The 22,526-nt window shown below is 63.7% G+C and carries 22 protein-coding genes and 1 pseudogene; 21 read left to right on the forward strand and 2 right to left on the reverse strand.

Annotation, left to right across the window (positions count from 1 at the left end; all coding sequences use genetic code 11):
- Positions 1–79: 79 nt before the first annotated feature.
- Positions 80–958 (reverse strand): LysR family transcriptional regulator, encoded by an 879-nt coding sequence (locus tag YS110_01050; GenBank protein UJB63449.1) that lies wholly within the window; start codon positions 956–958, stop codon positions 80–82.
- A gap of 153 nt (positions 959–1,111) precedes the next feature.
- Here YS110_01050 and YS110_01055 point away from each other — a divergent pair, with 153 nt between their 5' ends.
- The 5 genes and pseudogenes from YS110_01055 (at position 1,112) to YS110_01075 (ending at position 4,922) form a co-directional block, all read left to right on the forward strand.
- A complete protein-coding gene (locus tag YS110_01055; protein UJB63450.1) occupies positions 1,112–1,909 on the forward strand; it encodes a pirin family protein in 798 nt (265 codons plus the stop codon).
- 155 nt (positions 1,910–2,064) lie between these two features.
- Entirely contained in the window at positions 2,065–3,138 is a 1,074-nt protein-coding gene (locus YS110_01060) for an alkene reductase (GenBank protein ID UJB63451.1), read from the forward strand.
- A gap of 180 nt (positions 3,139–3,318) precedes the next feature.
- Positions 3,319–3,906 (forward strand): isochorismatase family protein, encoded by a 588-nt coding sequence (locus YS110_01065; protein ID UJB63452.1) that lies wholly within the window; start codon positions 3,319–3,321, stop codon positions 3,904–3,906.
- Positions 3,907–3,942: 36 nt separating this feature from the next.
- On the forward strand, positions 3,943–4,584 hold the full coding sequence (locus YS110_01070; protein ID UJB63453.1) for an NAD(P)H-binding protein: 642 nt from the start codon (positions 3,943–3,945) through the stop codon (positions 4,582–4,584).
- 71 nt (positions 4,585–4,655) lie between these two features.
- A pseudogene (locus tag YS110_01075) lies at positions 4,656–4,922 on the forward strand (LysR family transcriptional regulator).
- Positions 4,923–4,995: 73 nt separating this feature from the next.
- On the opposite strand, the gene YS110_01080 reads toward YS110_01075, so the two are convergent.
- Positions 4,996–5,853, reverse strand: coding sequence for a helix-turn-helix domain-containing protein (locus YS110_01080; GenBank protein ID UJB63454.1), 858 nt, complete (start codon positions 5,851–5,853; stop codon positions 4,996–4,998).
- A gap of 155 nt (positions 5,854–6,008) precedes the next feature.
- Between YS110_01080 and hemA the strand changes: the two genes are divergently transcribed.
- The 16 genes from hemA (at position 6,009) to trbL (ending at position 22,524) form a co-directional block, all read left to right on the forward strand.
- Positions 6,009–7,250, forward strand: a complete 1,242-nt coding sequence (hemA, locus tag YS110_01085) for a 5-aminolevulinate synthase (protein ID UJB63455.1) — start codon at positions 6,009–6,011, stop codon at positions 7,248–7,250.
- A 1-nt stretch (position 7,251) separates the two neighbouring features.
- Positions 7,252–7,752, forward strand: coding sequence for a GNAT family N-acetyltransferase (locus YS110_01090; GenBank protein UJB63456.1), 501 nt, complete (start codon positions 7,252–7,254; stop codon positions 7,750–7,752).
- Positions 7,749–8,822: a Gfo/Idh/MocA family oxidoreductase gene (locus tag YS110_01095; GenBank protein ID UJB63457.1), complete on the forward strand. Its 1,074-nt coding sequence runs from the start codon at positions 7,749–7,751 to the stop codon at positions 8,820–8,822. The genes YS110_01090 and YS110_01095 overlap by 4 nt, the downstream gene beginning before the upstream one ends.
- Before the next feature lie 28 nt (positions 8,823–8,850).
- Entirely contained in the window at positions 8,851–10,704 is a 1,854-nt protein-coding gene (gene asnB, locus YS110_01100) for an asparagine synthase (glutamine-hydrolyzing) (protein UJB63458.1), read from the forward strand.
- 67 nt (positions 10,705–10,771) lie between these two features.
- A complete protein-coding gene (locus YS110_01105; GenBank protein ID UJB63459.1) occupies positions 10,772–11,965 on the forward strand; it encodes an MFS transporter in 1,194 nt (397 codons plus the stop codon).
- 29 nt (positions 11,966–11,994) lie between these two features.
- Positions 11,995–12,939 (forward strand): LysR family transcriptional regulator, encoded by a 945-nt coding sequence (locus tag YS110_01110; GenBank protein UJB63460.1) that lies wholly within the window; start codon positions 11,995–11,997, stop codon positions 12,937–12,939.
- Positions 12,936–13,199: an EexN family lipoprotein gene (locus YS110_01115; GenBank protein UJB63461.1), complete on the forward strand. Its 264-nt coding sequence runs from the start codon at positions 12,936–12,938 to the stop codon at positions 13,197–13,199. The genes YS110_01110 and YS110_01115 overlap by 4 nt, the downstream gene beginning before the upstream one ends.
- Positions 13,200–13,433: 234 nt before the next feature.
- Positions 13,434–15,431 (forward strand): conjugal transfer protein TraG, encoded by a 1,998-nt coding sequence (locus YS110_01120; GenBank protein UJB63462.1) that lies wholly within the window; start codon positions 13,434–13,436, stop codon positions 15,429–15,431.
- Positions 15,428–15,892 (forward strand): CopG family transcriptional regulator, encoded by a 465-nt coding sequence (locus tag YS110_01125; protein ID UJB63463.1) that lies wholly within the window; start codon positions 15,428–15,430, stop codon positions 15,890–15,892. The genes YS110_01120 and YS110_01125 overlap by 4 nt, the downstream gene beginning before the upstream one ends.
- Positions 15,889–16,959, forward strand: a complete 1,071-nt coding sequence (trbB, locus tag YS110_01130; GenBank protein UJB63464.1) for a P-type conjugative transfer ATPase TrbB — start codon at positions 15,889–15,891, stop codon at positions 16,957–16,959. Before YS110_01125 ends, trbB begins: the two co-directional genes overlap by 4 nt.
- Complete coding sequence (locus YS110_01135; protein UJB63465.1) at positions 16,956–17,342, forward strand: TrbC/VirB2 family protein; 387 nt, start codon at positions 16,956–16,958, stop codon at positions 17,340–17,342. The genes trbB and YS110_01135 overlap by 4 nt, the downstream gene beginning before the upstream one ends.
- Positions 17,339–17,608 carry a VirB3 family type IV secretion system protein gene (locus YS110_01140; protein UJB63466.1) on the forward strand — a complete coding sequence of 90 codons (270 nt, stop codon included), beginning with the start codon at positions 17,339–17,341 and terminating at the stop codon, positions 17,606–17,608. Before YS110_01135 ends, YS110_01140 begins: the two co-directional genes overlap by 4 nt.
- A gap of 10 nt (positions 17,609–17,618) precedes the next feature.
- A complete protein-coding gene (locus YS110_01145; GenBank protein ID UJB63467.1) occupies positions 17,619–20,069 on the forward strand; it encodes a conjugal transfer protein TrbE in 2,451 nt (816 codons plus the stop codon).
- Positions 20,066–20,809: a P-type conjugative transfer protein TrbJ gene (gene trbJ / locus YS110_01150; GenBank protein ID UJB63468.1), complete on the forward strand. Its 744-nt coding sequence runs from the start codon at positions 20,066–20,068 to the stop codon at positions 20,807–20,809. The genes YS110_01145 and trbJ overlap by 4 nt, the downstream gene beginning before the upstream one ends.
- Positions 20,810–20,821: 12 nt before the next feature.
- The gene (locus tag YS110_01155; protein ID UJB63469.1) at positions 20,822–21,139 is read left to right on the forward strand and encodes a hypothetical protein; all 318 of its coding nucleotides are present in this window, start codon (positions 20,822–20,824) and stop codon (positions 21,137–21,139) included.
- Positions 21,136–22,524 (forward strand): P-type conjugative transfer protein TrbL, encoded by a 1,389-nt coding sequence (gene trbL / locus YS110_01160; GenBank protein ID UJB63470.1) that lies wholly within the window; start codon positions 21,136–21,138, stop codon positions 22,522–22,524. Before YS110_01155 ends, trbL begins: the two co-directional genes overlap by 4 nt.
- The last annotated feature ends 2 nt before the right edge of the window (positions 22,525–22,526 follow it).

Consider the following 22,526-nt stretch of genomic DNA (forward strand, 5'->3'; position numbering starts at 1 on the left):
GGCCGAAGCCTTCGGTGCCAACGTCGCCGAAGTAGTCAAGGCCGTAAAAGGCTAGGCCGGATTGACTTCGGGACAACCCTCAGCGTCCCAGGCGCTCGCGCAGAAACTCGATGAAGCGCTGCGTTTTTGCCGGCAACAAGCGGGTTTCAGTCATGGCATAGACAGGCACGGGATCGCCTCGCCACTGGGGCAAGACCTGCCGCAATTTCCCGCTGGCGATGTCATCGGCGACCAACTGCTCGGGCATCAGGATGATGCCCATGTCGAGCGTAGCCAGCCGGCGAATCATCCCGATGCTGTTGAGTGCAAAGCGGCCCCCGCCGAACGAAACTGTCGTGGTGGCCGTCTTGTCATGCAGTGTCCATGATGTCGCTTTCAAGATGCCAAGGCATTCGTGCTGTTCCAGATCGGCGGGCTTCGTCGGGTCGCCCATGCGTTCGAGATACCGGGGCGAGGCATAGAGATACGCCGGTAGTTCAGCCAGCAGACGTGCGATCAGTTGCGAGTTCTCGGGCTTACCAGTGCGTATCGCCACGTCAAACGGCTCGCTTACCAAATCAACTCTCCTGGGCGTGAGGTCGAAGTCGAAGGCAATGCCCGGATAGCGACTGGCGAACTCGACCACCAGCGGCGCCAGGTAGGTCACAGCGAAGTCAACGGGAAGTGACGCACGCAACAAGCCACTGGGCTGCGCGAGCATTTCGCCGAGTTGTTCATGTGCCAGGCGGGCCTCATCGACGATGCGCCTGCACCGCTCAAAGTAAATCTGTCCGGCCTCGGTCAGTTCAACCTTTCGCGTCGTGCGGTGCAACAGGCGCAGACCGATGGCTTTCTCCAAGGCACCGACGCGGCGCGACAGTGTAGGGTTCGGCATCCCAAGCGCGTCGGCCGCCCGTCGAAAGCTCTTGGCCTTGGCGACCTCGACGAACAGGCGCATGTCATTGAGTTTCGGCTCCATTATTTCACCCATGTAGCAGTCATCTGCAAAATACCATATTTATCTCAAAATCAATAAGAACGATGATCTCTCCACGGCAACTTCGAGGACATCATCGTGCAACGACGCAAACAACCAGCGGGGCATCCAGCCGACGCTCCGCGTCTTGAGCGCATGAACACGCCCCATAGCGTCCGCGATGGGGCTAGCGCCCCCGTGGCAATACCTGCTGTCTCCGCGCTGCTGCCGGCCAATCGCGGTAATCATTTCCGGGCGTGCAGCTTGCGCAACACCGGCACGCCGTTCGATCCATTCCTGGGCGTTGACCATGCCTGGATGAGTGCGCCCACCTTCCCGCCGCATGCCCACCACGGTATTTCTTCCATGTCTTACCTGTTTCTCGATTCGGAAACTGGTATCGACAACCGTGATTCGCTCGGCAATCGCAATTTGATCCTGCCTGGTGGTCTGCATTGGACGACGGCAGGAAACGGGATCGTGCATGAGGAAGTGCCGGCGGAGACCGGCAAGACCGTTCATTCCCTGCAAATCTTCATCGACCTCGCCCCTCATCAGAAGGACATGGCTCCAGGCGCATTGAGCCTGGAGCCGCACGACGTGCCGGTTGTGCAGATGCCTGGTGCCAAGGTTCGCGTGCCGCTTGGTGCCTTTGGGGACGCCCGCTCTCCGCTGACGCCGCCAACGCCCGTCGATGTGCTGGACATATCGCTGGATAACGGCGCTGAGCTGGTCTTGCCGATTGCTGCAAGCCATTGCGCCTTTGCCATGCCGATCTTCGGGTCGCTGCTGGTGAATGGTCGCCGCTTCGCGCGCGACGATTTCAAGCTGCCCATTTTTTCGCAGCAGGAAAGACCGTACCGAATCAAGCTGGAAGCGGTCGAAGGCAGCGCAAAAGTCGTGTTCTTCGGTGGCCGGCCACTCGGCACGCAGGATCAAGGACGGCCATCATGAGCAGAGAACACATCGGTGCCGACAACGCCGCCTTGTTTGTCAGGGCAGCCAAGTTCTGGATGTCATGGAAGAAATCTTCTAAGTCTGAAAGGCGCAGGCGACCGCATTGTTAACCACGGAATCAACCGATTTCTATTGAAAGGAAGTAGATCATCATGAACAACTCGCTCGAACCGTTGTTTTCTCCGGCCAAGGTAGGGGCGCTTACGCTCAAGAACCATATGGTCATGTCGCCGTTGACGCGCAGCCGCGCTGGCGCAGGTGACGCGCCAACTGCGCTGGTCGCCGAGTATTACCGTCAACGTGCCACTGCCGGCCTCATCATTACCGAGGCTTCCCAAGTTTCGGCCCAGGGCAAGGGCTATCCGCGCACGCCCGGCATCTTCACCGACGCGCAGATCGCCGGCTGGAAACTGGTCACCGATGCCGTTCACGCCGAAGGCGGTCTGATCTTCCTGCAAATCTGGCACACCGGCCGACTGTCGCATCGCGCGGTACAGCCCAGCGGCGTGCTGCCGGTGGCACCGTCCGCGATCAGGGCCGATGGCGAAATCTTCACCCCCGAGGGTCTCAAGACGCTGGAAGCGCCTCGGGCACTGGACATTCTGGAGATCCCCGGCATCGTCGCTGACTTCCGCAAGGCCGCCGAGAACGCCAAGCTTGCCGGATTCGATGGCGTGGAGATCCACGCAGCCAACGGCTACCTGATCGACCAGTTCCTGCGCGACGGCACCAACACCCGCACCGATACCTATGGCGGTTCGGTGGAGAACCGTACCCGCTTCCTCAAGGAAGTGGTCGAGGCCGTGATTCCGGTCTTCGGCGCCGACCGTACCGGCATCCGTCTCTCGCCCATCTTCGACGGCTTCTCCATGAGCGACAGCAACCCGCAGGAGACTTTCGGATACGTCGTCCAGATGCTCTCGCAGTATGGGCTGGCCTACCTGCACGTCTTACAGTACGGCGCAGGCGAATTCGATTTCGTCGAACTTAAGCGCCGCTTCGGTGGAACCTACATTGCCAACGGCGGCTACAACTCCGAACGCGCTGCGCAGGCCATCCGCTCGGGCGATGCTGACCTGATTTCGTTCGGCGCTGCGTTCCTTGCCAACCCCGACCTGGTTGAGCGGTTCAAGCAAGGTGCGCCGCTGAACGAGGCCGACAAGGCGACCTTCTACCAGGGCGAAGGCCGTGGCTACATCGACTACCCGACGATGGCGCAATCCTAGTCGAGTGGCTGATTGCGGTGAAAAGGGCCGCCGCAATCGGGCATTTCAGCCCTGTGCCAATCAGGTGATTGTGGGACTGGCAGCTGTGATGTCAGCCCCTGCAAGGTGGATGCCCCCTGTACGGCGGACACGCCGTTCACCTGCTTACGCTACATCTCTAAACCTCAAGGAGTTTTCATCATGACTTACGAACGATTCACCGGCGAGAATGCCGTCCTGCTGCTGATCGACCATCAAACCGGCACGATGGGATGGGCCAAATCCATGCCCTTCGAGGAGCTCAAGCGCAATGCGTTGATGCTGGCCAAGACCGCCAAGATCCTCAAGATCCCGACGGTGCTGACTTCCAGTATGGAGGAATACGCCCAAGGGCCGCTGCTGGCCGAACTGGAAACCATCCTGCCGGCCGAGTTCGCCGCCCGCATCAAGCGCCTAGGCATCGTCAATGCGATGGACGACGAGAACTTCGCGGCAGCGGTCAAAGCGACCGGCCGCAAGAAGATCATCATTGCCGGCGTAACCAACGACGTTTGCACTGTCTATCCCGCACTCAGCCTGGTAAGTGATGGTTATGAGGTTCAGGTGGTCGCCGATGCCGGCGCGTCGCCCACCAAGTTTGCAGACGAAATCGCCTTGAGCCGCATGGAAAAGAACGGCGTGACGCTGACGAGCACCAATCAGGTGATTGCCGAACTAACCGCCAATTGGGCTACCCCTGAAGGTATGCAGATCGTGCAGGAAGTGGTGATGCCAGCTCTGCAAGGCTGATCAATGGCTGAATTTCGTGCCATAGGAGTTAAGACGATGCAATCAACAAACGTATTGATCGTTGGTGTGGGTGGCCTCGGGACGTGCATGGTACAAGAGGCGATGGAACGAGGGCTTCGCGTTTCCGTTCTCGTGAGAAACCAGGCCAAGCTCGAAGCCACATTAGGCCGCGAACTTGTCGAAAAACTGGATCGGATCGAGGTCGGCGACGGCTCGCAACCACAAGTGCTGGATAAAGCTCTGTCGGGAGTGGATGTCGTCCTGTCGGGTCGGGGCGCTGACCCTCATTTGGCGCGGGAGTTGGCGGCGGCGGTCAAGCGCAATGGGGTCAAGAAACTGTGTTGGCCCGGTGGCACGACGAACGTTCTGGCCGACGATGGCGTCACGCCCAACTACAAGCGGCTCTTGCACTTGGGCAGTTGGGTAGAAGGCGCCTATCGTTCGCATGGTGCATGCCTCGACGCGATCCAGCAGGCGGGCATTGATTACATGATCTTCTGTGCTGGTCGCATGACGAGTGTCGGCCAGCGCAGCCAGGACGTGCGTGCTTCGGTGCGGATCAACCGTGATGCCGGCCCATTTGTGTCTTACGAGGATGCAGCATGGGTGATGCTCGAAGCGGCCACCACACACACCTATGACCATCAACTTGTCAGTGCGGCGACTGACCGCAGTTAGCTTTCCAGCAGTTCTTACGAGTGGCTAAACGCCATATCCCATGAAGCCGTTACCAGAATCACGGAGGCGCAATGGAACTACGGCATCTCCGCTGTTTCTGGGCTGTGGCTAAGGAACTTCATTTTGCTCATGCAGCGGAGAAGCTGCATATGGAACAATCACCGCTATCGCGAGCCATCAAGGAACTCGAAGAAGGACTTGGCACGCAACTTTTCGTCCGAACCAGTCGTAGCACCAGGCTGACTCGCGCTGGGATGTTGTTTCTAGAGCATGTTCCTCGAATTTTCCTTGCCATGGAGCAGGCACGCGACAGCGTGAAAGCTGCGGCGAATGGATTTCGCGGCGGTGCCGCTTCCTGGGAGATTGGGCGGCAACGGGGGCCTGCCATCGGTTAGCCCGTATGCCCGAATCTCAAGCCTCCGTCGCTTCGGCCTGGTTTAACCACTTCGCGAATCCTCGCGTGCCGCCGTCATCTTCCATTGCCGCGTAGTACACCAGCCGCAAATGATGATCTTCGTCAATCGTCAGCTTGGTGTAGTCGAATGCCACCGGACCGATCCCTTCGAGATGCAGGCGCCGCCAGCCATGGTCAGGTCCGTGAATGTCCTGCCGTTGCCACCATTCTCGGAAGTCAGGTGAGACCTTCTCTAAATCCTTAATCAATGCACAGATATCAGGCTCCTGCGTTGCTTTGACGAAATCACGGCGAAAGTGGGACAGCATTTGCAGCGCCTGGTCATCCCAAGGATCGAACAGCGCCTGGGTCGGTTCGTCAGCGAACAACATCCACAACAAGTTGCGGCGCTCAGGAGCATGTTGGGAAAAGCGAAATACACGGTCCGCCACTGTGTTCCAGGCCAGGACGTCCCAACGCAGATTGATGACATAGGCGGGGCGTGTGATCAGGTCGCCCATGAGCCGATGAATCACTGGCGGTACGACGCACCACGTCTTGCCCGGCTCGGCGGGCGGGCGTTGTTGCGTGAGCAAATACAGGTAGCGCCGCTCCGCCGCATCGAGTTTGAGCACGCGTGCCAGGTTGTCCAGGAAGGTGGCGGACACGCTGATATCGCGCCCTTGCTCCAGCCATGTGTACCAGGTCAAGCCCACGCCAGCCAGAGCCGCCACCTCTTCGCGCCGCAGCCCCGGCGTGCGGCGGCGACCACCCGCCGGTAAGCCTGCGTCTATCGGGCTCAGCCGCTCGCGACGGCTGCGCAGGAACTCGGACAGTTCCTTGCGGGTGCGCTCCATATTGCGAATGATACTCATGCCATTACCTTGAGTAACAGTATAAATAGTTAAATTGTAATAGTTAAAAGACGCACCCACAATCGGTATATCCCACTGTTTCAGTGCCGCAACGGCCCGCAGCGGGTGCTTGCGAAATCGCCATTGAGGTGTAGCGGAACCAAGGAGAAATGGGCATGTACCAGCGCTTGTTGAGTGAAAAGCTGAATGGATTGAAGGCGACCGGGCAATACCGCACCTTTGTGACCTTGAACCGGATCTGCGGCCAGTACCCGTTGGCGCAGCTCGAAGGCAACGACGAGCGTTCGGTGGTTGTCTGGTGCAGCAACGACTACTTGGGCATGTCCCAGCATCCGGTCGTGCGCAAGGCCATGCACGAGGCGATTGATCTCTACGGTGCCGGCTCGGGTGGTTCGCGCAACATCGGCGGCAGCCACGGGCTCTACGACAAGTTAGAGCGCAGCCTGGCCGATTGGCATGCCAAAGAGGCGGCACTGGTCTTTCCAACGGGTTTCAGTTCTAACGATGCGTCGCTGCAGTGCCTGTTGCGGCAGATTCCCGACTGTGTGGTCATCAGCGACGAAATGAACCATGCCTCAATCATCAACGGCATCCGTGCGACGACTGGTGAGCGCCAGGTCTTCCGTCATAACGACCTGTCGCATCTGGAAACGCTGCTGGCTCAGTATCCGCGCGAACGGCCGAAGATCGTGATCTTCGAGTCGGTGTATTCCATGGATGGCGATGTTGCGCCCATCGCCGAGATTGTCGCTCTGGCCCACCGCCACAACGCGCTGACCTATCTGGACGAAGTTCATGCGGTGGGCATGTATGGCGCGCGCGGTGCCGGGCTGGCGGCGCTCGAAGGCGTTGCCGATCAAGTGGACATCATCCAGGGCACGATGGCCAAGGCGATTGGCGTGATCGGCGGCTACATCGCCGGTACATCATGGCTAATCGACGCAGTTCGCTCGTTCGCCACTGGCTTCATCTTCACCACGTCGCTGCCGCCAGCGGTGGCGGCCGGTTGCCTGGCCAGCGTCGAGCACCTGAAAGCGCATGTAGATGAACGCGAACGACTGCATGTGCAGACCCGTCGCCTGCGGCAAGCGTTGAATGCCTTTGGCATCCCTGTGATGCCGTGCTCAACCACGCATGTGCTGCCGGTACAGATCGGCGACGCAGGTAAATGCAAGGCCGCCGCCGAAAGGCTGCTGCGCGTACACGGCATTTACTTGCAGCCAATCAACTTCCCCTCGGTGGCAGTCGGCACCGAACGCTTTCGGGTTAACGCTACCCCGAATCACAGCGACACGCAGATCGACCAACTTGCCGAAGCATTGCGCGAGGTGTTTATGCATTTCGAGATTCCCTTGCAGACACCAGCAACAGCCACCGCCTTACAGGAGGTGTCGTGATATGCCAAAGACTGCCTGGACGGTTCGCCCGGCTGCGTTGGCGGACATCGACGCGCTGGTAGCGCTGCGTGCCAATTTGCTCGATGGCGCATCCGAGGCGAGCTATGTGAGTCGCACGCCCGATGAAAGCCGACGCTGGAAGATCGCCTATCAAGAATGGCTGGCCCAGATGCTGCCCGGCGACGCGCAAGTGCGGATCGTCGTCGCCGAACAGGCAGGTGAGGTCGTGGCCTGCGCCACCGGCCTTATAGACCGACGCCCACCCGCACCGGATGGTCTGACCGGCTGGTGCGGCTGGGTGCAGTCGGTGGTGGTGGTGCCCGCCTGCCGGCGCCAGGGTATTGCCGAGCGGCTAATGCGCGAGCTGCTGCAATGGTTCGCCGGACACGGTGCGACTAAGGTGCTGCTGGAGACGACCCCGGCCGCCGAAGCGTTGTACCGCAAGCTCGGTTTCGCACGCAGCCCGGAAGGCCTGCTGAGCTTCGTCGGAGGTCGACCATGAAGCTGCTCATTGTTGGCCTGGGCTATGCCGGCCAGCGCTACCGTCGCGCGTTTCATCATCTTGCCGGCAAGCTGGATCTGCCACTCGACATGGCCTACGTGGCACGCCGTGAACGCAGCGGCGAAACCCTGTCGTATTACTCCGACGTCCCCCGGGCGTTGGCCGAGTTCCGCCCGGACATGGTGGTAGTCAGCGTCAACGACCACGGGCATGTGGGCATCTTGCGCGACCTAGCCGGGTTCGATGGCTTCGTGCTCTGCGAGAAACCGCTGGCGGCTCCAGGAGATGATTGGCCGCGCGTCTGCACCGGACTGGCGCAAGCCCAAGGCTTCGCGCTGGACCTGGTGGAACGCTATTCGTACGCCTCGCAACGCTTGAAAGAACGGGTGGCCCAGCAGGGCTGGTCGCTGATCCGCGCCAGCTTTCATTGGGGCAAGGATAGGCTGAACGACTACCGCCCCACCTGCGGCGTGAGCAGCGAGGTGATTCACGCTCTGGACCTGGTGCAGTGGATTGGTGCGCTCGACGAAACGCTGTGCGTGCGGCAGGCGATCGGCATCGGTTCGGACTTTTCCCTCTCCGGCTCCAAGGTGCCGGACACGGTGATGCTCACCGCCACCCTGGGCGAGGCGGTGGTGGCAGGCTACAGCAGCTTCGTCAACATCCAGCGGCAGCGCACGGTGGACTTCTCGTTTTCCGATCCGGTAGGCCGGATTTTCCACGCGCGGCTGGTCTACGACACCCCGGCCTGGGATCACGACGAACTGCGCATCTGGACCCGCGATGGTGACGGCCGGGAGGTGCTGGTGGACGAATACCACACGGCCCCTGGGGAAGCCGGGCTGGAAACGTTGCTCAAGCTGTCGCGGCTGTGCGAAGACGCCCTGCGCGTGGCGGTGCTGGACGCACCGCCACGTCAACCCTTTGCCGGCCTCGATGACGCGATCCACCTACAACACCTGCTCGACGGCATCGGCCAGCAGCTTGGATCGCCGCCGCTGGCCCGCTACGTGCGCGGCGGCACACGCCTGCTTATCCCCGCGAGCGCAGACCTCGAAAGCCTCGGCTGAGGCCGACTAACCATTGAAAGGAGTGACCATGTGTGGAATGACAGGCTGGCTTGCGTTCAGCCATGACATGGAGGCGCACCGCAAGACCTTGCAGCGCATGACCGATACCCTGGCACCGCGCGGCCCGGATGCACAAGGCATCTGGATCGGCGGCCCGATCGGCCTGGGCCACCGGCGCTTGTCGATCATCGACTTGGAAGGTGGCCGCCAGCCGATGGTGGCCGACCACGGCGGTCAGCGTGCTGCCGCAGTCATCAGCTACACGGGCGAGGTCTACAACTTCTGCGAGCTGCGTTGTGACCTTCAGGCATGCGGCCACCGCTTCGAGACGCAAAGCGATACCGAGGTAGTCCTGCGTGCCTACCTGGAATGGGGCGCAGCCTTTGTCGAGCGGCTCAACGGCATGTATGCGTTCGCCCTCTGGGATCGTGCCAAACAGCAACTGCTGCTGGTGCGTGACCGCATGGGCGTAAAGCCGCTGTACTACTTCCAGACCGACGACGGCGTGGTGTTCGGCTCCGAACCGAAGGCACTGCTCGCCCACCCGCTGGTGCCACGCAAGGTGGCGGCAGATGGGCTGCGGGAGATCCTGGAGATGGTCAAGACGCCGGGACAAGCCATCTTCGCCGGCATGCGCGAGGTGTTGCCCGGTGAAATGATCCGGGTGGATCGCACCGGCCTGTCGCGCCACCGCTACTGGACACTGGAGGCTCGCGAGCATGGCGACACGCTGGAACAGACCATTCGCCACACCCGCGATCTGCTGGAGGACATCGTCGATCGGCAGATCGTCGCCGACGTACCACTGTGCAGCCTGCTTTCCGGTGGCCTCGACTCCTCGATCATCACTGCCCTGGCCTCTAAGAAGCTGCTGGCCGCCGGTAAGGACAATATCCGTTCGTTCTCGGTGGACTTCGCGGATCATGGCGGCGGCTTCAGCGGCGACGCCGTGCGGGGAACGCCCGATGCACCATTTGTGCGCGATCTGGTGGAACGCATCGGCTCCACCCATGGCGAGATTGTGCTCGACAGCCGCAAGCTAGCCGACCCGGAGCTGCGTGCCAAGATCGTCCGCGCACTGGATCTGCCGCCGGCGTTTTGGGGCGACATGTGGCCCTCGCTGTATTGCCTGTTCCAGGAGATCCGTCGTCACTCGACGGTGGCGCTGTCCGGTGAGTCGGCCGACGAGGTGTTCGGCGGCTATCGCTGGTTCCACGACCCGGAGGCGATCGCGGCCCAGACCTATCCGTGGCTAACCTCGGTCACTGGCAAATACTTCGACGGCAAGACCCTGTTCGCCCAGGATTTGTTGGACACCTTGCAGATGGACAGCTTCTTGCGCGACAGCTACAGCCAGGCGTTGGCCGAAACCCCGGTGCTGCCCGGCGAGGACTCGACCAACCGGCGCATGCGCCAGATGAGCTACGTGAACCTGACACGCTTCGTGCAGACGCTACTCGACCGCAAGGATCGCATGAGTATGGCCGTGGGCCTGGAAGTGCGCGTGCCTTTCTGCGACCACCGTCTGGTCGAGTACGCCTTCAACATCCCCTGGGAGATGAAGGCCTTCGATGGTCGGGAGAAAAGCATCCTGCGTGCCGCCACCCGCGACCTGCTGCCCGACAGCATCGCCGAGCGGGTCAAGAGCCCATACCCCTCGACCCAGGACCCTGCCTACGAGCGCGGCCTGCGCGAATCGCTGGCCGCCATCCTGGCTGACCCCTCCGCGCCGGTACTGCCGTTGCTTGATCGGCAGCGTGTCGCCCATACCCTGGCCAAGCCGCTCGGCGACCTGTCGCCGATGTACGACCGCATGGGCATGGAGCTGGCGATCGGCTTGAACGCCTGGCTGGCCGAATACCAGGTCGAGCTCGCTCTCTGACGCGACCGTGGAATGCGCACGGTCGCGTGCGCGTCCCCGCTCTTTTACATCCCTTGGGAGCCCCACTATGTCCCGCCCCACGCAATCCCCGGTTTATCTCATCGCCCTCGGTGCCTTCGCCCTGGGCATGGCGTCCTACGTCACCGCAGGCCTGATCCCGATGATCGAAACAGCCTTCGCGGTGCCCGTCGCCCTCGCGGCGCAACTGGTGACAGCCTTCACCCTGGCCTACGGTCTGGGCTCACCGCTGTTCGTCGCGCTGCTGCCGGCCCATCGACAACGCGGTGGCTTGTTGTTTGCGCTCGGTTTGTTCGTGCTCGCTAATGGTGCTAGCGCCTTGGCAACCAACTTCACTGCGCTGTTGATCTTCCGCGCCATCGCGGGCATCGGTGCCGGCGTCTACCTCGCCATGGGCATCGCAGCCTCGGCGGCCCTGTCAGTCCCCGACCAGCGTGGCAAAGCCATTGCGGTGATCATGGGCGGCATGGCCAGCGGCACCGTGCTTGGCGTGCCCTTGAGCCTGCTGTTGGCTGAGCGCCTGGGTTGGGCATCCGCGCTGTGGCTGGTCGCCGCGTTGGGCGCCTTGTCTTGGGTGGGGCTGGCGCTGAGGCTGCCAGTGTTTCCCGCCGCAGCCGCCACGCCACTCAAAGCCAAGCTGGCCCTGCTGGCCGATGGCCGCGTGGTCGCCATCCTGCTGGTGTCGCTGTTGGCCGCCATCGCCAGCCTGGGCATGTACACATTCATCGCCCCGCTACTGGCCGCCACTGGCGATGGGCCGGCCCGTTCGACCACGCCCTACCTATGGGTGTGGGGTGTGGGCGGCGTGCTCGGCAGCTTCCTGATCGGGCCGCTGGTGGATCGGGTCAAGGGGCCGCTGTTGACCTTGTGGATCATGGCGATTCTGGCCGTGGCGCTGTTCCTGCTGCCGGCTACGGCTGCACTGGGCGCATGGTTGGTGATGCTGCCGATCGCTGTTTGGGGCGCGGTGGGCTGGGCGCTGCAGGTGCCGCAGAACAACGAACTGATCCATGCACGCGAGCAGCAAGGCGATGGCAATCTGGCCGTGGCGCTCAACGAATCGGCGCTGTACCTGGGCAGTGCCATCGGCGCGGCGCTGGGCGGCGTGCTGCTGCTCCAGCAGTGGCCGGTAAGCTTGCTAGCCAGCGGTGCGGGCATCGTTGCGGCCTTGGGCACGCTGGTGCAACTGCTGGTCCTGCGTCGCGCTCCGACCGCAGGGCGAGTTCGAGCCGAATCGCACTGATGCTGAAATCTGGACGAGGATACTGAGCTATGGAGTTACGTCACCTGCGCTGTTTCCTCGCCGTTGCCGAAGAACTCCACTTCGCGCGTGCGGCCGAGCGACTGCATATTGAGCAGTCGCCGCTGTCACGCACCATCAAGGAACTGGAAGAAGATCTGGGTGAGCAATTGTTCGTCCGTACCAGTCGCAGCACAAGGTTGACGCGGGCGGGCAAGCTGTTTCTGGAGCATGTACCGCGCATCTTCGGCACCTTGCAGCAGGCCCGCGACAGCGTGAAGGCAGCGGCCAACGGATTTCATGGGCAGTTGCGCATCAGCTTATCCGACAGCATTACTCCATCGCGTCTACCGACTTTGCTAGCGATCTGTCGGCAGGAAGAACCCGAAGTTGATATTCGACTTTTTGAGGTGCCACTGTCACAGCAGATCAAGGGATTGCACGATGATCTGTACGACATAGGTTTTGCGCAGTCGGATGAAGTGGGGGAAGGCATTGCAGCAGAAGCAGTGTGGAGTGACCCGATGATGGTGGCCGTACCTGCGCGACACCATTTGCTCAGGTACAAGCGCATTCCCTTGGATGAAGTCCTGCATTTTCCATTGGTGTTATGCGACCCGCAGGCGTGCGAGGGCCACGCGAGACAGGTTGAGCGGGTGCTGCGCCACGCTGGGCGGGAACCCCTGATCTGTGAGCGCGTCGCCTCGCTCGATCTGATGATGGTGGTGGTTTCTGCGGGCTTTGCCCTGGGATTGACCTCCGGGCCGCATATCACCGCAAGCCGGGAGTCCGGCGTGGTGGCCCGCCCCTTGGCGGGTCGCTCCCCCATGCTGATGACCTACCTTCTTCGGCGTGAAGGCGAGACTTCGGAAGTGTTGTCCCGGTTTATCGAGCGAGTGCGGGCCATCGAGTTGCCCGAAGGAGTGAAGCCAGCACCGCCACCTGAACCTGCCCCCCAGGATGAAATCGAGCCATGAAGAAATCCATTCCGTTCCTGCTGACCGTACTGCTGGCCGCTTGCGGCCCATCGGAGGCACCCAAGCAGGCCAACGTGCCTACCGTGGAGGAACTGGCCGCCGATCCGGCGCGGTTGAAGGAGCTGCGTCAGCAATGCAAGATCGACCGCGCGACGCTGGGCGAAGTGCTGTGCAATCGAGTGGCCGAAGCCACACGCAAACGATTCTATGGCGATGGAACAACGCCCTACACACCACCGGAAACACCACCGAAGTTCTGATTACCAGTCCGTCGCAAAAAAACTGTTCTTCTTTGCCAACACGCCGCAGTGCGCCCGCGCCTGCGGCGTTTTTATTGGGTTCTACACAGCCTGAAACGATGCTTTTTTCATCATCTTGCTTCCGATAACAGTCTTTGACCGGCACTGACCCGGCACTGATCCTCGCGCTATGCGGCACGTCCTTGTGCCGCGTTTGGATGAGGAATCAGCGCAGGGGAAATCGGAGGCCAGTCAATGCAAGCTCAGGGCGTGCTGTTCGGGCAGATCGCCGCCGTCTTCGGCATCGTGATCGCCGGTGTGTGGAGTGCAACGCAATGGACAGCCGCCGCCCTGGGTTATCAACTACGCCTTGGCTCGCCGTGGTTCGACTTCTTTGGAACGCCGGTCTATCACCCCTGGCGACTCTTTGAGTGGTGGTTCTTCTTCGATGCCTACGCGCCGCATGTCTTCGACGTGGGCGGTGCCATCGCGGGCGGCAGCGGCCTGGTGGCCGTTGTGGTCGCCATCGCCATGTCGGTATGGCGCTCGCGGCAATCGCGCCTTGTCACCACCTACGGCTCTGCACGTTGGGCCGATGCGGATGACGTTCGCAAAGCCGGGCTGACCCAACCCGACGGTGTTTTCCTCGGCCTGCATCGCGGCCAGTACCTGCGGCACGAAGGCCCGGAGCACGTCCTGACCTTCGCGCCGACACGCTCGGGCAAGGGCGTGGGCCTGGTGGTGCCCACCTTGTTGAGCTGGCCTGCGTCCGTTGTGATCCACGACATCAAAGGCGAGAACTGGACGCTGACGGCCGGCTGGCGCTCGCGCTTCTCGCATTGCCTGCTGTTCAACCCGACCGATGCGAAGTCGGCCGCGTACAACCCATTGCTGGAAGTCCGGCGCGGCGCGCATGAAGTGCGCGACGTGCAGAACGTGGCGGACATTCTGGTCGATCCCGACGGGGCGCTCGAACGCAGAAACCATTGGGAAAAGACCAGCCACGCACTGCTGGTCGGAGCCATCCTGCACGTGCTCTACGCCAGCGAGGACAAGACGCTGCGTGGCGTCGCCAACTTCCTCAGCGATCCGGCTTGCCCATTCGAGCTGACCTTGCACCGGATGATGACGACCAAGCACCTGGGCGACGCACCGCACCCGGTTGTCGCATCCGCTGCACGCGAAGTGCTCAACAAGTCGGACAACGAGCGGTCGGGTGTGCTCTCCACCGCCATGTCGTTTCTCGGCCTGTACCGCGACCCGACCGTGGCCGAAGTCACGTCGCGCTGCGACTGGCGCATCGCCGACCTGATTTCCGCCGAGCATCCGGTATCGCTCTATCTGGTGGTACCACCTTCGGACATTAGCCGTACCAAGCCGCTGATTCGGCTGATCCTCAACCAGATCGGGCGGCGGCTGACCGAATCGCTCGACGGCTCCGACGGCATCGCCCGTCGCCACAAACTGCTGCTGATGCTCGACGAGTTCCCGGCGTTGGGCCGCCTGGACTTCTTCGAGTCCGCGCTTGCCTTCATGGCCGGCTATGGCATCCGCAGCTTTCTCATCGCTCAGAGCCTGAACCAGATCGACAAAGCCTACGGGCAAAACCATTCCATCCTCGACAACTGCCACGTTCGCGTGACGTTTGCAACCAACGACGAACGCACGGCCAAGCGCATTTCCGAAACCCTGGGCACGGCTACCGAACTGCGTGCGCAGCGCAACTATGCCGGCCACCGGCTCGCGCCGTGGTTGGGCCATCTGATGGTGTCGCGGCAGGAAACCGCACGGCCACTGCTGACGCCTGGCGAAGTGATGCAACTCCCGCCAGACGAATCGGTGGTGATGGTGTCCAGCGTCGCGCCGATCAAGGCGAAGAAATTGCGCTACTACGCCGATGCCAACTTCAAGCGCCGCGTACTACCGCCGCCCACGCTGGCAGCCGGGCAGTACGCCGACGCGCCGCCATCGCGGCTCGACGACTGGAGCGACCTGGCGATCCCGACCGTGCCTGTGGCGCCGGCCACGGCATCCGCCGATGACCCCGGCGGCGCCGACGACGGCGGCCTGCGCCGCCAGCCCGAACTCTCCGAAACGGTCGCCTACGACCCCGAGCCGGACGCACACGCTTCCGACCTCGCGCTGCTCGATGACGACGACCTGCCGCTGCCGCTTCCCGGCCAGCTCGACCCGGCCATGCAGCGCACGGCCCGGCTGGCTTCCCTCGACCCCAACGACGGAATCGACCTATGAGCCAATACCGCCTCAACCTGTTCATTCAGCACGAGCACGCCAAGCGCCTGGAAGAACTGGCCGCCAAGAAAGGCGTGTCCAAGTCGTCCATCGTCGCGGTGGCGCTGGCGTCCTGGCTGTCGCCGGACGCAGGCGACCAGCGCGAGGCCGCCATCGCCAAGCGACTGGATCGCTTGTCACGGCAGGTTGAACGCCTGGAGCGCGACCAGAACATCCAGATCGAAACGCTGGCGCTGTTCATCCGCTACTTCCTCACCGTCAGCACGCCGGTTCCCGAGGCCCATCAAGAAGCGGCTCGCGCCCAGGGCAAGGCACGTTTCGAGCAGTTCGTCGAACAGCTCGGCCGCCATCTGCTGCGCGGGCGCAGTCTGGTGCGCGACGTGGTGGAGGAGCTGCATCCCGACCCGATGCGAATGGATGACGCGGCGGCGCTGGCCGAAGCGCGGGAGCGGGCCTCATGAGCGCCGTTCCGCAGATCCCGCCTCAACCTCGTTCGTCCGCCGCAACCTCACTGGATCGACGAATCCAGATGCTGCGCACGGCAATGGGGCCGCTGATTGCCACCGCGCTCGAAGACCCGGACGTGGTGGAAATCATGCTCAACCCCGACCGCACCCTATGGGTGGATCGGCTGTCGTCGGGCCGCGCACCGCTGGGCGTGGAACTGCCCGAAGCCGATGGCGAACGCATCATCCGCCTGGTGGCTGCGCACGTCGGCGCGGAAGTGCATCGCGGCCAGCCGCTGCTAACCGCCGAGCTGCCGGAGACGGGCGAACGCTTCGAGGGCATCTTGCCGCCAGCCGCGCCCGGCCCGGCCTTCGCGCTGCGCAAGCGTGCCGTGAACATCATCGGCCTGGGTCAGTATGTGGCCGACGGCATCCTGACCGCCTGCCAGGCGGACTTCCTGCGCCGCGCCGTGCGCGAGCGCCAGAACGTACTGATCGCCGGCGGCACCAGTACCGGCAAGACCACCCTCGCCAACGCCTTGCTGGCCGAGATCGCCGCCACCGGCGACCGCGTGCTGGTGCTCGAAGACACCATCGAGCTGCAATGCGCAGCCCGTGACCATGTGCCGCTGCGCACCCGTGCGGGCGTGGTGTCGATGCAGGAACTGGTGCGCGCCACGATGCGGCTGCGCCCGGATCGCGTCGTCGTCGGCGAAGTACGCGGCGGCGAAGCCCTCGACCTCATCAAAGTGTGGGGAACAGGCCACCCCGGCGGCATCGCCACCATCCACGCCGGTTCCGCGCTAGGCGCTTTGCTGCGCCTCGAACAGTTGATCCTCGAAGTCGCAGTGAATCCGCCACGGGCGCTGATCGCCGAGGCGGTCAACGTCGTCATCCACATCGCCGGACGTGGCCGCAAGCGCCACGTCGAAACCATCGCCCGTGTCGTCGGCTTCGACGGCACCGGCTATCGCCTGGCGGACGCGCTGGAAACGCCGTTTCCCGAATTGATCCCGCTTCCGCTCGCAGCCGACGCCGCTGCGCTTCCCCCGTCCCCTGACCAACCTGGAGAACTGCCATGACACACGCCCATGCTTTCCGCTTTTCCGTAAATCCGCTTCCCCACCTGTCCGGTCTCATGCGGCTGCGCAGCCTCGCGTGCCCTGCGGGGCAGGGGCTGCTGCTGGCCGCACTGCTGCTGTTCCTGGCGGGCACGGCGCAGGCCGCCGGTTCCTCGATGCCGTGGGAGGGGCCGTTGCAGTCGATCTTGGAGTCGATTCAGGGGCCGGTCGCACGCATCGTCGCGGTCATCATCATCATCGCCACGGGCCTCGCGCTCGCCTTCGGCGACACGTCGGGAGGCTTTCGCAAACTGATCCAGATCGTCTTCGGTCTGTCCATTGCGTTCGCCGCGTCCTCGTTCTTCCTGTCGTTCTTCAGCTTCTCCGGCGGGGCCGTCGTATGAGCACGGCCAACGATCTTCCCGGCTTCGAGGTGCCGCTGCATCGCTCGCTGACCGAGCCAATCCTGCTTGGTGGTGCGCCGCGCACGGTCGCCATTGCGAACGGCACGCTGGCCGCCGCCGTGGGGCTGGGCCTGCAACTGTGGATTCCCGGCGTGGTGCTCTGGATCGTCGGCCATTCGCTGGCCGTATGGGGCGCGCGTGTCGATCCGCAGTTCATGCAGGTCTTCGCCCGGCACATCAAGCACAAGCCGCTGCTGGACGTGTGAGGACGATGCCATGCTGAACCTTGCCGAATACCGCCAGCGGCCCGCGCTGCTGGCCGACTGGCTTCCCTGGGCCGGGCTGATCGCGCCGGGCGTTGTGCTGAACAAGGATGGCTCTTTCCAGCGCACGGCACGTTTTCGCGGGCCGGACTTGGACAGCGCCACGCAAGGCGAGTTGATCGCCGCATCCGCGCGGCTCAACAACGCGCTGCGCCGCCTGGGTTCGGGCTGGGCCTTGTTCATCGAGGCTGAGCGCCGACCGGCTGCGGGCTATCCGCACTCGGATTTTCCCGAGCCGCTGTCCTGGCTGGTGGACGAGGAACGCCGCGCCGCCTTCGAGGAATCGGGCCATCACTTCGAGAGCGGTTATCACCTGACGATGGTGTTCCTCCCGCCGGAGGAATCGCGCGCCCGCGCTGCCAAGCTGCTCTACGAGAACTCGCCCGGCGACGGCGTGGACTGGCGTGGTCGGCTCGATGCCTTCGTGGCTGAAACCGATCGCGTGTTCGATCTGCTCGATGGCGTGATGCCGGAAATCGCCTGGCTCGATGACGACGACACGCTGACCGGCCTGCACGCGACGGTTTCGACGCGGCGCTACCGGCTCGGCGTACCCGAAGTACCGTTCCATATCGACGCGCTGCTGGCCGACTGCGCCCTGGTCGGTGGCCTTGCGCCGATGCTGGGCGACCAGCACCTGCGGGTGGTGTCGGTGCGTGGCTTTCCGACCTCAACCTGGCCGGGGATTCTGGACGACCTCAACCGCCTGGGCTTTGGCTACCGCTGGAGCACACGCTTTCTCTGCATGGACAAAGCCGAGGCCGAAAAGGAACTCGGCCGCCTGCGCCGCCAGTGGTTCGCCAAGCGCAAGAACGTCGTCGCACTGCTGCGCGAAACGATCTTCCAGCAGGAAAGCCCGCTGGTGGATACCGACGCCAGCAACAAGGCCGCCGACGCCGATGCGGCCTTGCAGGAGTTGGGCAGCGATCAAGTCGCGTTCGGCTATCTCACCGCCACGGTGACAGTGCTCGACGCCGACCCGGCAGTGGCCGACGAGAAGCTGCGCATGGTGGAGCGCGTCATCCAGGGTCGGGGCTTCGTGACGATTCCCGAAACCTTGAACGCGGTCGATGCCTGGCTGTCGTCCATCCCCGGCAACGCTTACGCGAACGTGCGCCAGCCCATCGTCTCGACGCTGAACCTGGCGCACATGATGCCGCTGTCGGCAGTATGGGCCGGGCCGGAGAAGAACGACCATCTGGACGGCCCGCCGCTGATCGTCACCCGCACCGATGGCGCGACGCCTTTTCGCTTGGTCACGCACATCGGCGACGTGGGCCACACACTGGTCGCCGGGCCGACCGGCATGGGCAAGTCGGTACTGCTTGCCATTCTGGCCATGCAGTTCCGGCGCTACTTCGGCTCGCGGATCTTCGCCTTCGACATGGGCCGCTCCATGCGTGCCACGATCCTCGGCCTCGGCGGCGAACACTACGACCTCGGCGCCGATGGCGGCATCGCCTTTCAGCCGTTGGCCCGTATCGACAGCGAGGGCTACCGCACCTGGGCGGCTGAATGGGTGGAAGGCCGGCTACTGCACGAAGGCGTGACCGTCGGCCCCGACGAGAAGGCAGCCATCTGGTCGGCGCTGGGTAGCCTCGCCGGTGCGCCGGTGGAACAGCGCACGCTGACCGGGCTTTCCGTGCTGCTGCAATCGAACGCGCTACGGCAAGCGCTGTCGCCCTATGTGCTTGGCGGCGCCCACGGCAAGCTGCTGGACGCCGACCGCGACCGGCTGGGCATGGCCGACGTGCAGGGCTTCGAGATGGAAGAACTGATGCACAGCCCCGCCGCCGTGCAAGCGGTGCTGCGCTACCTGTTCGCCCGCTTCGATGAGCGTTTCGATGGTGCGCCCACGCTGCTGATTCTGGATGAAGCCTGGCTGTTCCTCGATGAGCCATCTTTCGCGGCCCGCATCCGGCAATGGCTCAAGACGCTTAGGAAAAAGAACGTCAGCGTCATCTTCGCCACGCAGAGCCTGGCGGACATCAAGGACTCGACCATCGCGCCCGCGATCATCGAGAGCTGCGCCAGTCGGATTTTCTTGCCAAACCCGCAGGCGACCGAGCCGCAGATTCGCACGATCTATGAGGGTTTCGGGCTCAACAGCCGGCAGATCGAGATCGTCGCCACCGCGCAGCCCAAGCGCGACTACTACTACCAGTCGCGCCTCGGCAACCGCCTGTTCGACCTCGACCTGGGGCCGTTGGCGCTCGCCTTCGCGGGCGCATCCACCCCTCAAGACCAACGCGACATCGACCGCGTGCTGACGCAGGCCGGCGCCCCCGGCTTCACCGGCGCGTGGCTGCGCCATCGCGGCCTCGACTGGGCCGCCGACCTGCTGCCGTCCTCACCGGCGGCTGCTTCGTTTCTCAACTCCCAACCACTGGAGGTTTCACCATGAAGACCAAGCCCCGTTTGCTGTCCGTCTCGCTCGCCGCCGTGCTGTCGGTATCGCTGCTGGCCGTGCAGCCCGCGTCCGCGCTGACGGTGTTCGACCCGTCGAACTTCGTGCAGAACACGCTGACAGCCATCCGCACGCTGGAGCAGATCAACAACCAGATCAACCAGCTCCAGAACGAAGCGCAGATGCTGATGAACCAGGCACGCAATCTGGCGAAGCTGGACTTCAACATCGTCAACCGGCTGCGCTCGACGCTCGCCACCACTGAGCGCCTGATCGCCGAGGCACGCGGCCTGGCCTACGACGTGCAGAGCATGGACGCCACGTTCGCCCGCCTGTACCCGGAGCAATATGCCGCCACCATCAGCGGCGACCGCATGGCGCAGGACGCCCGCGAACGCTGGCAGAACACCTTGAACGGTCTGCACACCGCGATGCGGATGCAGGCGCAGGTGTCGCAAAACCTTGCTCAAGACGAAAGTGCGCTGGCCGACCTCGTGAGCCAGAGCCAGTCGGCCACCGGCGCTCTGCAAGCCATGCAGGCGACGAATCAGCTTCTCGCCTTGCAGGCCAAGCAGTCGATCCAGGCGCAGCAGCTCCAGATCACGCAAGACCGGGCCGCTTCGCTGGAACTGGCGCGGCAGGCGGCGGCGACCGAACGCGCCCGCGAAGTGCGGCGGCGCTTCCTCGGCACCGGCACACCGTACACGCCGCAGTCCGTCAACTTCTACAACAACTGACGGGGGGCGGCCATGCGATGCGCTTCCGTCCTGCTGGCCGTGCTGCTGACCGCTTGCGGCCAGCAGCCGGTCGAGAACTTGGCCGACGCCCTGGCCGCCGACCCCGTGCGGCTCAAGGAGCTACGCGGGCAATGCGCGGCTGATCGGCAAACCGTAGGCGAGGACGCCTGCCGCGCCGCCGCCGAAGCCTTCCGGCGACGCTTCTTCGCCGGCCACACCGGGCCGGACGAATACGAATCGCTGGCCGAACTGCCGCCGATTCCGCCGAGCTTCGACACGCCCACCGACGACATGCCAGCGCCGCTCACCTCGCCGGAGAACACGCCATGAACGACGTGACCATCATCGACCGTTTCCTCGATACGTTCTCGCGCTACATCGACTCGGGCTTCGGGCTGCTACAAGGCGAAGTGGCGTTTCTCACCGCCACGCTCATCGTCATCGACATGACGATCGCGGGACTGTACTGGGCCATGAGCCACGCCACCGGCCAGGGCGAGGACGTGATCGCCAAGCTGCTGCGCAAGGTGCTCTACGTCGGCGCCTTCGCCTACATCATCGGCAACTTCAACTGGCTGGCGAGCATCGTGTTCCGCTCGTTCGCCGGCCTGGGAATCACGGCCACCGGATCGGCCATCACGATGGAGAATTTTCTCCAGCCGGGGCGGCTGGCGAAAACCGGCATTGACGCAGGAGCACCGATTCTGGAACAGATCGGGGACATGGCCGGGTTCCCCGAGGTGTTCGTGAACATCGACCCCATCGTGGTGATGTTCCTCGCCTGGCTGGTGGTGATCCTCTGCTTCTTCGTGCTGGCGGTGCAGCTTTTCATCACGCTGATCGAGTTCAAGCTGACCACGCTCGCCGGCTTCGTGCTGGTGCCGTTCGCGCTGTGGAACAAGACGAGCTTCCTGGCGGAAAAGGTGCTCGGCAACGTGGTGTCTTCGGGCATCAAAGTCTTGGTGCTGGCCGTCATCGTCGGCATCGGTTCGGGTCTGTTCGCCGAGTTCCAAGCGCATCCCGATGAACCATCCATCGACCATGCGCTGGTCGTGATGCTGGCCTCGCTCGCGCTGCTGGCGCTGGGCATCTTCGGCCCCGGCATCGCCACCGGCCTGGTGTCCGGTGCGCCTCAGCTTGGCGCGGGCGCGATGGCCGGTGCTGCTGTCGGCGCTGTCGGCACGGGCGTCGCCATCGGTGCCGCCGCGACCGGCGTGGGCGGTGCCGTGGCGGCCGGGGCGCGCATGGCGCCAGCCGCCGCGAAGCTGGCCGGCAGCGGCGCGCGTGCCGCGACCTCTGCTGCCGGCAGCGCCGGTGCTGCATTCCGGGCCGGTTCCGCCGCCGCTGGCGGCGGCGCCAAGGGGGCGATGGCCGGTATGGGCAACGTCGCCAAGACCGGCGCGCAGGCCGCCGGGCGCCGCGCCGCATCCGGTGCTTCCGCCGTCGGGCAGAGGATGGCCGGCCCTTTCCGCGCCGGATGGAACGGCGCGGAGGCCGAAGGCGGCGCAGGGGCCGTATCGGGTGGCACTGATGGCCCCGGCCAGGCCGCCGAAGGTGCCGCCAGCCCGCAGAAGCAGGAGCAGCCCGCCTGGGCCAAGCGGATGCACCGCCGCCAGCAGATCACCCATGCCGCCACGACCGCCGCCCACACGCTGCGCGGTGGCGACGGCGGCGGCTCCGGGCAAGGCCCGAGCCTGCGCGACTCCGATACCTGACC

The organism is Acidovorax sp. YS12 (assembly GCA_021496925.1).
Lineage (GTDB): Bacteria > Pseudomonadota > Gammaproteobacteria > Burkholderiales > Burkholderiaceae_C > Paenacidovorax.